Source organism: Rhizobium sp. AN80A (genome assembly GCF_030053015.1).
GTDB classification, from domain to species: domain Bacteria; phylum Pseudomonadota; class Alphaproteobacteria; order Rhizobiales; family Rhizobiaceae; genus Rhizobium; species Rhizobium metallidurans.
Genome location: NZ_JASJPX010000003.1, coordinates 2387058 through 2401022, shown reverse-complemented (window position 1 = coordinate 2401022; position 13965 = coordinate 2387058). Strand labels below are relative to the sequence as shown.

Annotated in this window: 12 protein-coding genes, 1 tRNA gene and 1 pseudogene; 11 read left to right on the top strand and 3 right to left on the bottom strand. The window is 61.9% G+C overall.

The window, feature by feature from the left end:
• Positions 1-38: 38 nt before the first annotated feature.
• The gene (locus P3R82_RS23520) at positions 39-950 is read left to right on the top strand and encodes a GntR family transcriptional regulator (RefSeq protein WP_283195541.1); all 912 of its coding nucleotides are present in this window, start codon (positions 39-41) and stop codon (positions 948-950) included.
• A gap of 657 nt (positions 951-1607) precedes the next feature.
• Entirely contained in the window at positions 1608-2204 is a 597-nt protein-coding gene (locus tag P3R82_RS23515; RefSeq protein ID WP_283195540.1) for a hypothetical protein, read from the top strand.
• A gap of 38 nt (positions 2205-2242) precedes the next feature.
• Here P3R82_RS23515 and P3R82_RS23510 read toward each other — a convergent pair.
• Positions 2243-2318: transfer RNA gene (locus P3R82_RS23510), tRNA-Thr, on the bottom strand.
• Positions 2319-2448: 130 nt separating this feature from the next.
• Complete coding sequence (locus P3R82_RS23505; RefSeq protein WP_283195539.1) at positions 2449-3420, bottom strand: nitronate monooxygenase family protein; 972 nt, start codon at positions 3418-3420, stop codon at positions 2449-2451.
• A gap of 248 nt (positions 3421-3668) precedes the next feature.
• On the opposite strand from P3R82_RS23505, the gene P3R82_RS23500 reads away from it, so the two are divergent.
• A complete protein-coding gene (locus P3R82_RS23500) occupies positions 3669-4850 on the top strand; it encodes a hypothetical protein (RefSeq protein ID WP_283195538.1) in 1182 nt (393 codons plus the stop codon).
• Positions 4851-4878: 28 nt separating this feature from the next.
• Here P3R82_RS23500 and ppk2 read toward each other — a convergent pair whose 3' ends face one another.
• Complete coding sequence (ppk2, locus tag P3R82_RS23495) at positions 4879-5760, bottom strand: polyphosphate kinase 2 (protein ID WP_283195537.1); 882 nt, start codon at positions 5758-5760, stop codon at positions 4879-4881.
• 205 nt (positions 5761-5965) lie between these two features.
• On the opposite strand from ppk2, the gene phoR reads away from it, so the two are divergent.
• From phoR to phoU, 8 genes and pseudogenes are all read left to right on the top strand, one after another.
• Positions 5966-7234 (top strand): phosphate regulon sensor histidine kinase PhoR, encoded by a 1269-nt coding sequence (gene phoR, locus P3R82_RS23490; protein WP_283195536.1) that lies wholly within the window; start codon positions 5966-5968, stop codon positions 7232-7234.
• A 198-nt stretch (positions 7235-7432) separates the two neighbouring features.
• Positions 7433-8467 (top strand): substrate-binding domain-containing protein, encoded by a 1035-nt coding sequence (locus tag P3R82_RS23485; protein WP_283195535.1) that lies wholly within the window; start codon positions 7433-7435, stop codon positions 8465-8467.
• 155 nt (positions 8468-8622) lie between these two features.
• Positions 8623-8904 (top strand): phosphate ABC transporter permease family protein, encoded by a 282-nt coding sequence (locus P3R82_RS23480; protein ID WP_283195534.1) that lies wholly within the window; start codon positions 8623-8625, stop codon positions 8902-8904.
• Positions 8905-8939: 35 nt separating this feature from the next.
• Positions 8940-9773, top strand: coding sequence for an IS5 family transposase (locus tag P3R82_RS23475; protein WP_283193952.1), 834 nt, complete (start codon positions 8940-8942; stop codon positions 9771-9773).
• 21 nt (positions 9774-9794) lie between these two features.
• Positions 9795-11039: pseudogene (gene pstC / locus P3R82_RS23470) on the top strand (phosphate ABC transporter permease subunit PstC); the annotation flags it as partial.
• Positions 11036-12358 (top strand): phosphate ABC transporter permease PstA, encoded by a 1323-nt coding sequence (gene pstA, locus P3R82_RS23465; RefSeq protein WP_183901295.1) that lies wholly within the window; start codon positions 11036-11038, stop codon positions 12356-12358. The pseudogene pstC and the gene pstA, both read left to right, overlap by 4 nt.
• A 14-nt stretch (positions 12359-12372) precedes the next feature.
• Positions 12373-13188: a phosphate ABC transporter ATP-binding protein PstB gene (gene pstB / locus P3R82_RS23460; RefSeq protein WP_183901296.1), complete on the top strand. Its 816-nt coding sequence runs from the start codon at positions 12373-12375 to the stop codon at positions 13186-13188.
• Positions 13189-13231: 43 nt separating this feature from the next.
• Positions 13232-13945, top strand: coding sequence for a phosphate signaling complex protein PhoU (phoU, locus tag P3R82_RS23455; RefSeq protein WP_283195533.1), 714 nt, complete (start codon positions 13232-13234; stop codon positions 13943-13945).
• Positions 13946-13965: the final 20 nt, after the last annotated feature.

Genomic DNA, 13965 nt, shown 5'->3' with positions numbered 1-13965 from the left:
CCTCGCCGCGTGCGGCGGGGCAACGAGGCGGGGTGTGCATGGCACGGCAGAACACGGTCTTCAAGGAAGCGTATAATCGCTATGCCGCGGCGCTGCGCGCCGACGAGACCCTGCCCTCCGAGCCCGACATCGCCGCCAAGCTCGGCATCAGCCGCAGCACCGCCCGCGCCATCCTGACCCGCCTCGACGAAGAGGGTATCATCCGCTGGAACAAGCGCCAGAAGGTGGTGCTGCGCACACCGACCCAGGCCGATCTCTTTCCCTCGGAAGAGACCGATTCCCTGCACAACATCATCGAGCGCAGCTTCATGCAGCGCATCCTGTCGGATGATGCGGCCCCCGGCACGCAGATCAACGAGCTGGAGCTTGCCCGCGAAATCGGCACCGGCACCACCAGCGTGCGCGAATTCCTCATCCGCTTCTCGCGGTTCGGGCTGATCGAGAAGCGGCCGAACAGCCACTGGATATTAAAGGGTTTCACACGCGAATTCGCGCTGGAACTTGCCGAGGTGCGCGAGATGTTCGAGCTGCACTCCGCCGCCGAATTCGGCCGGCTGCCTGAGGAGAACGAGGCCTGGCGGGCGCTGGCGGAGATCAAGGCCGAACACCACGCCATGCTGGATGATCTCGACCGCCGCTACAAGGAATTCTCAGCCCTCGACGAGCGCTTCCATTTGTTGATCCACGGTGCGGCGAAGAACCGCTTCATCGCCGATTTCTACGACGCCATCGCCATCGTCTTCCACTATCACTACCAGTGGAACAAGGCCTTCGCGCGCGAGCGCAACGAGCGCGCCATCCACGAACATCTGGATTATATCGCAGCCCTTGAAACCGGCGATCCCGCCGCGATCGACGCCGCCTGCAGGGTGCATCTGCGCTCCGCGCGCCAGACCTTGCTGCAATCCCTGCCGCAGAGCCTTGGGGACGGGGAAACGCTCGCGAAATAAGGCCGAACGGCATCGTACGGGCGAAAAAAAGCCCGCTCAAGGCGGGCCACGTCTCGCGAACTCAATACAATCGATAACGCAATACCAACGAGACAACGAACGGTACCATCCCGGATGCCGTCTTGCACTTCGCTCATTCGGATGATCCACGAACGGCGGACCCAGGCGATTGAAGCAGGCACGGCTTACGGCGTCACGCATCTTCGGCTGATCGAAGGAAGCCGGTTGGGGACGCCCTAGCGCCGGGGGAAATCATTCCATCCGGAAGCGCGGGCCTTGGCGAAAACGATCTGCACTTCACGCCCCAGATAGAGCAGGGCGAAGATGCCCAATATCGTCAGGATATCCCACATGTGCCCTTACCCTCGTTGCGTTGCGGGCCGTGCCTCAGACCCCTCATGACACGGCCCGCCCAATCCAAACGCGACCGCCATCACGTTTTAGGACGATCGCACTCATATGCGACATCAATGCGTCGCGGTATCGCGAATTCTGAGGATGTGGCCGTTTGGCGCATCAAAATATGTTCAAGTTCGGTTGAACCGATGTCGCCGTGGCGCAGGGAGGCTGCACCCAAAGACCAACTTGCCTCGGGCGATGCAACCAATGAGGATCAACCCCGAACAGTGTTTGGCCACACAAGCTCGGGGAACAGGAGTGATCCAGGAATTCAGCTGGCGCCCGGGTATCGGAGATCCCACCGTCGTTGGATGGTTCACCGTCGCCCTCTATCTGCTCGCCGGCGTCACCTGCTGGCGGACCGCGGGATTTGCGGGGTCAAGACATCTGCCGGGAAGTACGGAAGCGGCCACGTGGCGTATGATCTCGGTGGCGTTCTTCTGCCTTGGGATCAACAAGCAGCTCGACCTCCAGTCTGCTTTCACGCAGATCGGCCGCATGATCGCGCTTGCCGGTGGCTGGTACGAACAGCGTCGAACGGTGCAGCTTTATTTCATTCTCGCGATCGCTGTCGTCGGGATCGTGGTAACCTCCGTCGTTCTCTTTCGCGTGAGGCGGTCGCCGCGTGAACTCATGCTGGCGCTGGCAGGCTCGATGCTTGTATTCGGATATGTGGTCATTCGGGCCGGATCGTTCCAACATGTCGATCGCTTCATCGGCAGCCGCGTTCTCGCCTTCAAATGGAACTGGATCCTGGAAGTGGCGGGCATATTGATCGTTATCACAGCCAGCGAGTGGAGGCGCGCGACCATCGCCCGGCAAAGCCACCGTCTTGCGAGCGGATTGCGACACTAGTGGTTGCCGAGCTTTAAAGGGATCTGTCTTGGAAAAAATGGTGCCGCTTGCAGGACTCGAACCTGCGACCCCATCATTACGAATGATGTGCTCTACCACCTGAGCTAAAGCGGCAATCCGGCGGGTGATTTGTGTTCGGCCCGCGATTTGCATGGCGCTGATACAAGCATTGGCCAAAGATTTCAAGCGCCCTGTCACGTCTTTGGCAAAAAAGAACGTCGCTGTGGAAATTACCCGGCGCGGCTCAGACCGGCGCGGGCAGCGCCAGCCGGCCGCGGGCCGCGTCGTATTCCTTTTTCAGTCGCTCCACCAGCGCCGCGACGGGTTTGACGGCCTTGATGGCGCCGATCCCCTGGCCGCTGCCCCAGATGTCCTTCCAGGCCTTGGCGCCGCCCACGGCCTGTTCGAAATCCATCTTCGAGGCGTCGGCCACCGGCAGGTTGTCGGGGTCGAGGCCCACGGCCTTGACCGACGGCTTCAGGTAGTTACCGGCGACGCCGGTGAAATAGTTGGAATAGACGATGTCCGTGGACGCACCGTCGACGATCGCCTGCTTGTAGGCGTCGGAGGCGCGTGCCTCCTCGGTGGCGATGAAGGGGCTGCCGATATAGGCCATGTCGGCGCCCATCGCCTGCGCCGCCAGGATCGCGCCGCCATTGGCGATCGCGCCGGCCAGCAGAAGCGGGCCGTCGAACCATTCGCGGATCTCCTGCACCAGAGCAAACGGCGACAACGTGCCTGCATGGCCGCCGGCGCCCGCCGCCACCGCGATCAGTCCGTCGGCGCCCTTGCGGATGGCCGAGTTGGCATGGCGGTTGTTGATCACGTCATGCAGCACGATGCCGCCATAGGAGTGCACGGCGGCGTTCACCTCGGGAACTGCGCCGAGCGAGGAGATGACGATCGGCACCTTGTATTTGACGCAGAGCATCAGGTCGTGCTCCAGCCGCTTGTTCGACGTGTGGACGATCTGGTTGACCGCAAACGGTGCGGCTGGCCTGTCAGGATTGGCGGCGTCGTGCGCTGCGAGGTCCTCGGTCATCATCGCAAGCCATTCGTCGAGCTGGCTCTCCGGCCGCGCGTTGAGCGCCGGGAATGCGCCGATCACGCCGGCCTTGCACTGCGCCAGCGTCAGCGCCGGATGCGAGATTATGAACAGCGGGGAGGCCACCACGGGCAGTCTGAGGTTCCGCGTCAGGATCGGGGGCAGGGCCATGGGTCACCGTGAAGAATTGACGTTTACGAAAACGTCAATGTGATAGCAGAGAGTTTTCGCCAGGAAAAGACCGCCGTCGCGGTTCCGCCAACATCGGTTGCTCTATAAAAAGGTCTGCCTTTCGGTATTATCCCCTGTTGAACGGGGGGCGTTGGCAGCCTCAGCCTTGCGGTTTGCGGCATCAGCCGCTACCGCAGTGGCATATTGTTAAGCATAATGACGCCTGTCATCAGAACGAAGGACCGGACGTGAGCGGATTAGAAACGGCTATCAGAACGGCGCTAGACAACGCCGATCGCGACAATCCCGAAGTCCGAGCCAAGATCTATCAATCCGCGCGCCAGGCGCTGGAGGCCGGTCTGCGCAAGCAGGACGTCACCGATACCAACGCAATCGCGCATCATCGCCACCGCCTGGAAACGACGATCCACATGATCGAGGCCGAGGAGCGGCAGCGCCTTCATCCGCGCCAGGGGCCGCCGGAGGTGCCGGTGCCGCCGGTCGTCGATCTTCCGCCCCCGCCGGCTCCGCGCGCCCGCGAGGATTTCGACAGCCCCTCGATCGGTGGCGAAACGCGCGCGCCCGAGGTCATGGTTGCCGATCATCGCCACGATGACGATTCCGGCCTCGCCGGCCTGCACGCCGGAAATGCGGATCATCTGTCCGCCGCGCCCGAACCCCTGGCGGCCGAAAAAAAGCCGGCCGGCATGGATTTCCGCCCGGAACGTGCGGTTTCCCGGCGCAAGCCGCGAAAGTTCTTCTCACGGCTGCTCGTCTGGTGCGTCTTGCTCGCCTTTATCGGCATGGGCGCCTGGTGGGTGCAGACCTCCGGCCTTTTGATGACCGCCGCCGAGCGTGATACCAGCGTCGCCAATCCGCCCGCCACCACCGCGCCGGAGGATTTCAACGGTACCAGCGCGGATGACGGCCATAGCGCCGATAGCGACGCGGCGCCTGCCATCGATCCGCAGAACTCCTTCTCCGCCGCCTGGCTCGAGATCTTCAAGCCCTCCGATACGAACAAGGTCGTCAAGGGTGCGCAGGCGCGTGTCGAAAACGTCGCGGAAAACGATGGTCCGGCACTCCGCCTGACGTCGCAAGCCCCGGGCGCCGACGGCAATGTCGGGATCAGCGTTCCCCCCGACATCCTGCAGCAGCTCGCGGGCAAGTCCTCGACGATCGCCATTACCCTGCAGTCGACCTCCGACGAGCCGACGCAGATCACCGTCGAATGCGACTTCCAGTCGCTCGGCGATTGCGCCCGTCACCGCTTCACGATCAACAGGGAGAAGTCGGACGTGCTGCTGCAGGTCCGGTTCGATCGATCGCTGGCGCCGACCTCCGCCGGCAACCTGCTGATCAACAGCGACGTGGATGGCAAGGCGAGGGGCATCAACCTCTACGCCGTGCGCATTCTGCCCGGCCAGTAACGCGCTCCGGTGACGCGCTTGGGTGCGATCACGCCAGGAACTTCGGTCCCTGGCCGATGATCTTGTCGTCGAGCTTGCCGATCGCGTCCTTGTCCTTGCCGTCATAGTCGATCGTTTTCAGCATGTGGCGGATAAGGTTCAGCCGGGCGCGGCGCTTGTCGTTGGCGTGCACGACGGTCCAGGGCGCGAATTCCGTATGCGTCTGCTTGAGCATCCGGTCGCGTTTTTCGCTGTACTCGTCCCATTTCGTCAGCGCAGCTATATCCATCGACGACAGCTTCCACACCTTTCGCGGATCATGGCGGCGGTCGTGAAACCGCTTGAGCTGCATCTCGCGGCCGATATCCAGGTAGAACTTGAAGAAGAAGATGCCCTCGTGGCTGATCACCTTCTCGATCTGCGGTGCCTGCGCGAGAAAGTCCTCATATTGCTTTTGCGTGCAGAAGCCCATGATCGGCTCGACGCCGGCGCGGTTGTACCAGGAACGGTCGAACAGCACGAATTCGCCGGCCGTCGGAAACTGCGCGATGTAGCGCTGGAAATACCATTGCCCGGCCTCGCGGTCGGTAGGCTTCGTCAGCGCCACGACGCGGGCAAGGCGGGGGTTCATGTGCGCGGAAGAGGCGGAGATCGCGCCGCCCTTGCCGGCCGCGTCGCGGCCCTCGAACAGCGCCATGACGCGCTTTCCGGTCGCCTGCAGCCAGAACTGTACTTTCACCAGTTCGACCTGAAGCGCCTTCAGCTCTTCGAGATACTCATCTTCCTTGAGCTTCTTGTTGTAGGGGAAGTCGCCCGATTTCAGCGCTTCCTCGTCGACCCAGTCGGGCAGAACGGGGTCATCCACGTCGAAGACGCGCTTCTTGCCGCGAATTTCCAGTTCGACTGCCCTGCTTTCGACTTCCTGCGCCATGACGATCCTCCTCGGTCTGTGAGTAGCGGCCAAGGCGAACATATTTCCTTTTGAAAATCAAACATCTTGGCGCCGGTAAAAATTATGTGCGTAGCCTGGGCGCTTGTCGGTTTGCTGGCGGCATCGGTAAACTTCTGTCATGAAAGAGCGCTATCAGGCGAAGTTTGATAGCCAACGAAGAACGAATCAACGTCGCGAGGGGCACTTGGAACAGCAAACGCCATGGACGGCAAAACTGACGGCGAAGATCCGTCGGGAGAGCTTCGTGCTTCTTGTCGCAGTGGCGATCGCTTTCATCGCCGCTACCGCGGGCATGAACGGATGGGGCGTGCTCGGGCTGCTGGCGATCATGCTTCTCGCTATCATGTGTTCGTCCGAGCCGCGCAAACAGATCACGCCGGCGCCACCGGTGCCCGAGGTCGATGAGCCAGCGCGCAGCCTCTTGCCCGAGGTGTCTGCCACGCTTTCCGCGCTTGATATCCCGGTCATGGTGCTCGCCGGCGATGCCTCGGTGCTGTTCCAGAACCGCGCCGCCGAAAAGGCGTTTGGCGAGGTCGTCATCGGGGCGCATATCTCCGCGCGCCTCCGCTCGCCGAGCATTCTCGACATGGTTCGCGAAACGATCGTCACCAATGCCCCGAACCAGATCGAGCACTCGGAACGCCTGCCGTCCGAGCGCGTCTATATTGTCCGAAGCTCGCCGGTGGAGCTTGGCGCCATCAATGGTGTCGTCGGTGGATCAGGCGAACGCCTCTTCGTCCTGTCCTTCCGCGATATATCGGAGGTCCGCCGCATCGACCGCATGCGCTCGGATTTCGTTGCGAACGCCAGCCACGAATTGCGCACGCCGCTCGCTTCGCTGCGCGGCTTCATCGAAACGATCCAGGGCCCGGCAAAAAGCGACCTGAAGGCGCAGGAACGCTTTCTCGGCATCATGTTCGACCAGACGACGCGCATGAGCCGGCTGGTCGACGACCTCTTGTCGCTGTCGCGTCTCGAGCTGAAGTCACATATCGCGCCCGATGAGAAGGTCGATCTCGTTCCGCTGCTCGGCCATGTCCGGGATGCGCTTCTGCCGCTTGCAAACGATGTCGGCGTCGATATCCGGCTGCATCTGCCGGAAGGCAGGGCGGAGGTGCTCGGCGACCGCGACGAGCTCGTGCAGGTATTTGAAAACCTGATCGAGAACGCTTGCAAGTACGGCCAGGAAGGAAAGGTCGTCGAGGTCTTCCTCAACAATGGTCCCGGCGGACCGGTCGAGGTCACCGTCGTCGACAAGGGGCCGGGGATTCCGGCTGAGCATGTTCCTCGTCTGACGGAGCGCTTTTACCGCGTCAACATCGAGGACAGCCGTTCAAAGAAGGGCACGGGGCTGGGGCTTGCCATCGTCAAGCACATCCTGACCCGTCACCGTGCGCGCCTGATCGTGAAGTCCGAGGTCGGCAAGGGAACGAGCTTTACAGTCCGATTTTGACATAAAAGAGCGGTCTTCGTTCGTGAAGTTTAGTTTTATCTATGTATTTCAAGTGCATAGACTGTCATAAATGTTTCACCGAATTGACATAAAAGCTCTTGTCATCAGGGGCTAAAGAATGCGTGCCGCTGACAGAGACGGCACCGTCAGGGGCCGTTCCAGGCCCCACCCAGACAGCTATAAGCCCGGGAGACTATTATGAACGCTTTTAAACTTACGGTCGCCGCACTTGCTGCTTCCGCCGCTTTCGCAGGCGCGGCTGTTGCTCGCGACCAGGTGCAGGTCAGTGGTTCGTCCACCGTTCTGCCTTACGCCAAGATCGTTGCCGAGAGCTTCGGCGAAACCTTCAAGGACTTCAAGACGCCGGTCGTTGAATCCGGCGGCACCGGCGCTGGCCTCAAGGAATTCTGCAAGGGCGTAGGCCCTGACACGATCGATATCGCCAACGCTTCGCGTCCGATCAACGCCAAGGAACTGGAAGCCTGCAAGGCTGCCGGCGTCACCGACGTCCAGGAAGTCAAGATCGGCTACGACGGCATCGTCTTCGCGACCGACTCGTCCAACCCTGACGTCGCTTACGAGCCGGCCGACCTCTACAAGGCTCTCGCTGCCCAGGTTGTTGTCGACGGCAAGCTCGTCGCAAACCCCTACAAGAAGTGGTCGGAAGTCAACCCGAAGCTCCCGGCTGTTAATATCGCTGCCTACATCCCTGGCGAAAAGCACGGCACCCGCGAAGTGTTCGAACTGAACGTTCTCGCTGCTGGCTGCAAGGATAGCGGCGCTCTCGACGTGATCTCCAAGGAAATCACCGACAAGGCTGCCCAGAGCAAGGCTTGCGTTGCTGTTCGCAAGGACGGCGCTGCAGTCGACATCGACGGCGATTATCCGGAAACGCTGGCACGCATCGCTGCCAACAAGACCGGCGTTGGCGTATTCGGCCTCTCCTTCTACGAAAACAACGCTGACAAGCTGAAGGTTGCCACCGTGAAGGGCATCGTTCCGACCCCGGAAACGATCGCTGACGGCACCTATCCGGTTTCCCGTCCGCTGTTCTTCTACGTGAAGAAGGCTCACCTGGGCGTTATCCCGGGCCTGAAGGAATACGTGAACTTCTTCGTATCCGACCAGATGGTTGGCCCTGACAGCCCGCTCGTCGAGTACGGCCTGGTTGCTGCTCCGGACGCCGAGCGCGAAGCGACCCGCAAGGCAGTCGAAGACGGCAAGACCATGTAATCGACTTTGCCGGCGCGAACCGAAGGGTTCGCGCCGGCACTGCCTTTGTCCGCTCTAAGGGGGCGGCGAAGTTGAACTACTCCATGATTGGAAGCCGAAATGGCCGTGCTGGCATTTCGCTCTTTGGGGGCCAAGGGCCTGGGGGACCTTAACGAATGAGTACATCCGTCTTACTCTTGTGCCTCGTTGTGCTTGGCGCCGTTGCCTTCGTGGCAGCGCGCGGCCGCGCGACGGCGCTTGCCGGAGGCAAATCCTCTGCGCTGCATTCCCGGCCTGGCTACTACGGTGCCTACGCCGCTATCTGGGCTGTCCTGCCCGCGCTGCTCGTGCTGTGCGCCTGGCTTATCATCAGCCCATCCATCATCGAATCCTCCGTCCGTGGCGGCTTCCCTGAGAGCCCGACCGAAAAAGAGTTGAGTGAAATCAGCCAGTTGTGATTCTGTTTGTTTGCTTAGGACGAACGGAGGCCACAATGGGCTGGACTGATTTCACCCGTCGGCAATATGCCCGACGCACAATGCGCTATGCAAGCGATCTGACGGACCGGGAATGGGGATTGATTTGGCCTTGCCTGCCTGGACCACGGCGGCTGGGCAGGCCGCGCAGCACCGATCTTCGTGAAGTCGTGAATGCGTTGCTGTACATCGCGACGACCGGTTGCCAGTGGCGAATGCTGCCGAAGGATTTTCCGCCTTTTACAACTGTGCAGTCATACTTCTACGAATGGCGAGCGACAGGGTTGTGGGCTCGGATCAATCATCGTCTGGTGATGGAGGCGCGTGAATTGGAGGGCCGGGAAGCCTCGCCGTCTGCGGGCGTGATCGACAGCCAAAGCGTGAAGACCACGGAAAGTGGTGGAATTTCAGGCTATGACGCAGGCAAGAAGATCAAGGGACGCAAACGGCATATCGTCGTCGATACGCTCGGATTGATGGTCGGCCTCAAGGTTCACAGCGCCGAGATACAGGATCGCGACGGCGCGCCTGCCGTCCTCAAAACCATTCTCAAGCGTTGGCCGTGGCTGAGACATATCTTCGCCGACGGTGGTTATGCCGGACCGAAGCTGAGGGGCGCCCTGCAAAAGATCGCAAAGTTCACCCTCCAGGTCGTCAAGCGCACCGATAAGGCAAAAGGCTTCGAGGTTCTGCCGCGTCGCTGGGTCGTGGAGCGCACCTTCGCGTGGCTTGGTAGATGCCGAAGATTGGCCAAGGATTGGGAAAAATCCGTCGCATCAGCCGAGGCCTGGATCACCATCGCTCACATCCGGGTACTGACACGACGCTTGGCAAGGTACCGATATCATTGAAGGCTTTTCGAGTCAGACTCTGAAGACGTCAAGGCCCTGCCGGCCGCCCAGCAGAACCTGAACTACGGCATGGTCAACGCCATCGCCCGCGGTCTGCCGCTGCTCGCGCAGGAAGACGTGGCTGCCGGCGTCGGCGATCCCGCCGGCCTGCAGGCCAAGCTCGCCGCCAAGGGCGTTCCGCTCGCCGGCGTGCCGCAGCCTTACATGATCGAAGGCGCGCAGACGCTGAACGCCGAGAGCGGTGTGAGCCGCCTGATCATGACGCTGGTCGTTCTGGTGATTGCCGTCGCCGGCGGCGCCTATGCGCTGCGCGAAGTCGCCCCGCGTTTCCGTGCCCGTAACCGCGTCGAGCGCGTTATGCTCTGGGGCCTGTTGCTTGCGTCCTCCATCGCCATCCTGACCACGGTTGGCATCGTCATGTCGATGCTGACGGAAGCGGCCGCCTTCTTCTCCGAGGTTCCGGCCGCCGAGTTCTTCTTCGGCACGGTCTGGGATCCGCGCTTCGCCGGCGCCGGCAGTTCGTCCTTCGGTCAGTTTGGCCTCATCCCGCTGTTGCTCGGCACGCTCTACATCGGTTTCGTCGCCATGCTCGTCGCCGTTCCGGTCGGCCTGTTCGCGGCCATCTACATGGCGGAATACGCGGCTCCCAAGGTTCGCGGTATCGCCAAGCCGCTGCTCGAAGTCCTGGCCGGTATCCCGACCATCGTCTACGGCTTCTTCGCCCTCGTCACCGTCGGCCCGTTCCTGCGCGACCTCTCGTCCCAGGTGAACGGTCTCCTGACCGGCGATTACAGCAACTTCATCCAGGCGCAGAGCGTACTGACGGCCGGCATCGTCATGGGCATCATGCTGATCCCATACGTCTCCTCGCTGTCGGATGACATCATCACCGCCGTACCGCGCGCCCTGCGTGACGGTTCGCTCGGTCTCGGCGCCACGCGCTCGGAAACGATCAAGAAGGTCGTTCTCCCCGCCGCTCTACCTGGCATCGTCGGCGCGCTGCTGATGACCGCCTCGCGCGCCATCGGCGAAACCATGATCGTCGTGCTTGCGGCCGGCGTCGCCGCCCGCATCCAGATCAACCCCTTCGAGCCGATGACGACGGTGACGGTCAAGATCGTCAACCAGCTGACGGGTGACCTCGAGTTCACCTCGCCGCAGACGCTGGTTGCCTTCGCGCTTGGCATCACGCTGTTCTTCATCACGCTTTGCCTTAACATCTACGCGCTCTTCATCGTGCGCAAATACCGGGAGCAGTACGAATGACGGACGTTGTTTCCTCCTCGCAGGGCGTCGTCGTCTCCAAGGCGCCGGCCCGCCGCGACATCGGCATCAAGCGTCGCTACGCCGCCGAGCGCCGGTTCCAGGCTTATGGCATCGCCGCCATCTCCTTCGGTCTGATCTTCCTCGCCATCCTGATCACGACGGTTGTCCGTCAGGGCTACACGGCATTCCAGCAGACCGCGATCACGCTCCCCATCGAGTTCTCCGAAAAGGTTCTCGATCCCAACAACAAGCGCGCCACGGACCCCTCGGTGCTGATCACCGGCAACTATCCGGTGCTGATCCGCGACGCCATGGTCAAGACATTGGGCATCAACGCCCAGAGCCGTCCGGAAACGCGTGACGCCACCGCGATGATCTCCAAGGGCGCGCCGATCGTGCTCCGCGACATGGTCGTCGCCGACCCGTCGCTCATCGGCAAGACGGTCAACGTCACGCTGCTCGCCGACGCCAACGTCGACTCGGCCAACAAGGGCCAGATCGATCTGACGGTCGACGAGAAGAACCGCAAGGTCAACGATCGCCAGGTCGGCTGGATGCAACAGCTTACCGCCAGCGGCGCGCTGACCAAGCAATTCAACACCGGCCTCTTCGTCAACGGCAACTCCAGCCGCCCTGAGGCCGCTGGTCTCGGCGTCGCCCTGATCGGGTCGCTCTACCTGATGCTGATCGTTCTCGCCTTGTCGCTGCCGATCGGCGTCGCTGCCTCGATCTATCTCGAGGAGTTCGCGCCGAAGAACAAGCTGACCGACCTGATCGAGGTCAACATCAACAACCTCGCGGCGGTGCCCTCCATCGTCTACGGTCTGCTCGGTCTCGCCGTCTTCATCAACTTCGCTGGGCTCCCGCGCTCCGCGTCGCTGGTCGGCGGTCTGGTGCTGACGCTGATGACGCTGCCGACCATCATCATCGCCACCCGCGCGGCGTTGCGCGCCGTGCCGCCGTCGATCCGCGCCGCGGCGCTGGGCCTCGGCGCCTCGAAGATGCAGATGGTGTTCCACCATGTCCTGCCGCTGGCAATGCCTGGCATCCTGACCGGCACCATCATCGGTCTGGCGCACGCGCTCGGCGAAACCGCACCGCTGCTCCTGATCGGCATGGTCGCCTTCGTCGCCAATGCGCCGACCACCCCGATGGATCCTTCCACGGCTCTGCCGGTGCAGGTCTACATGTGGGCAAACGAAGCCGAACGCGCCTTTGTCGAGCGCACGTCCGGCGCCATCATCGTCCTGCTCCTGTTCCTGATCGTCATGAACCTCGGAGCCATCCTCTTGCGTCGTCGCTTTGAGCGCCGCTGGTAAACGGAGTAAACATCATGAACATGTTGACGGAAGCAGCAGTTGAGAAGGCGCTAGACCAGAAGATGAATACCATTCCGTATAAAATGATCGGCCAAGACGTCTCGGTTTACTACGGCGACAAGCGCGCGCTTTTCGACGTGAAGCTGAACATCCGCGAAAACACCGTGACGGCTCTCATCGGTCCGTCGGGCTGCGGCAAGTCCACTTTCCTGCGCAGCCTGAACCGCATGAACGACACGATCGACAACTGCCGCGTCACCGGCAAGATCACGCTCGATGGCGATGATATCTACGATCCGGATATCGACGTCGTCGAACTGCGCGCCCGCGTCGGCATGGTGTTCCAGAAGCCGAACCCCTTCCCGAAGTCGATCTACGAGAACGTCGCCTACGGCCCGCGCATCCATGGTCTCGCCAAGACGAAGGCCGACATGGACGTCATCGTCGAGCAGAGCCTGCAGCGCGCCGGCCTGTGGAACGAAGTCAAGGACCGCGTGCATGAAGGCGGCACCGGCCTCTCGGGCGGTCAGCAGCAGCGTCTGTGCATCGCCCGCGCGATCGCCGTCAGCCCCGAAGTCATCCTCATGGACGAGCCCTGCTCGGCGCTCGACCCGATCGCGACCGCCAAGGTCGAGGAACTCATCCACGAGCTGCGTGAAGCCTACACGATCGTCATCGTCACGCACTCCATGCAGCAGGCGGCCCGCGTCTCGCAGCGCACCGCCATGTTCCACCTCGGTAACCTTGTCGAGGAGAACGACACCGACAAGATGTTCACCAACCCGGACGATCCGCGCACCCAGGATTACATCATGGGCCGCTTCGGCTGATCTCCGAAACCGGTAAACCTCAGGACATTCAAGGATAAGCCCCATGGCATCGACACATATCTATTCCGCTTATGACGATGATCTCAAGTTCCTGACCCGCCGTATTTCGGAGATGGGCGGCCTTGCCGAGCAGATGGTCTCGGACGCTGTCCGGGCGCTGGTCAACGGTGACATCTCGCTCGCCCAGAAGGTCATTTCCGACGACGTGATCCTGGACAACGCCGAACGTGAAGTCGGCGAAAAGGCCATCATCACGATCGCCCGCCGTCAGCCGATGGCCGCCGACCTTCGCGAGATCATGGGTTCGATCCGCATCGCCGCCGACCTCGAGCGCGTCGGCGACCTCGGCAAGAACACCGCCAAGCGTGTCATCGCGGTCCAGAGCACCGGCGTTCCGCGCAAGCTCGCCCGCGGCCTCGAGCACCTCGCCGAACTGGCGCTCGTCCAGCTCAAGGAAGTGCTTGACGTCTACACCAGCCGCGTCGCCGACAAGGCGAAGTCGATCCGCGAGCGCGACGAGGAAATCGACGCGATGTACACCTCGCTGTTCCGCGAGATGCTGACCTACATGATGGAAGATCCGCGCAACATCACCAGCTGCACGCATCTCCTGTTCTGCGCCAAGAACATCGAGCGTATCGGCGACCACGCCACCAACATCGCTGAAACCATCTACTACATGGCAACCGGCGCCCAGCCGGAAGGCGAGCGTCCGAAGGACGATACGGCTAACACCGTCGGCGCGGTCACGGAATAAGCGTGACGGACCCGCGCCAC

Bases quoted from the DNA above. Each gene is read 5' to 3' on its own strand.
- phoU (WP_283195533.1), top strand. From the start codon at position 13,232: ATGGCATCGACACATATCTATTCCGCTTATGACGATGATCTCAAGTTC.
- P3R82_RS23480 (WP_283195534.1), top strand. From the start codon at position 8,623: ATGAGTACATCCGTCTTACTCTTGTGCCTCGTTGTGCTTGGCGCCGTT.
- pstB (WP_183901296.1), top strand. From the start codon at position 12,373: ATGAACATGTTGACGGAAGCAGCAGTTGAGAAGGCGCTAGACCAGAAG.
- P3R82_RS23475 (WP_283193952.1), top strand. From the start codon at position 8,940: ATGGGCTGGACTGATTTCACCCGTCGGCAATATGCCCGACGCACAATG.
- ppk2 (WP_283195537.1), bottom strand. From the start codon at position 5,760: ATGGCGCAGGAAGTCGAAAGCAGGGCAGTCGAACTGGAAATTCGCGGC.
- P3R82_RS23505 (WP_283195539.1), bottom strand. From the start codon at position 3,420: ATGGCCCTGCCCCCGATCCTGACGCGGAACCTCAGACTGCCCGTGGTG.
- P3R82_RS23485 (WP_283195535.1), top strand. From the start codon at position 7,433: ATGAACGCTTTTAAACTTACGGTCGCCGCACTTGCTGCTTCCGCCGCT.
- pstA (WP_183901295.1), top strand. From the start codon at position 11,036: ATGACGGACGTTGTTTCCTCCTCGCAGGGCGTCGTCGTCTCCAAGGCG.
- P3R82_RS23520 (WP_283195541.1), top strand. From the start codon at position 39: ATGGCACGGCAGAACACGGTCTTCAAGGAAGCGTATAATCGCTATGCC.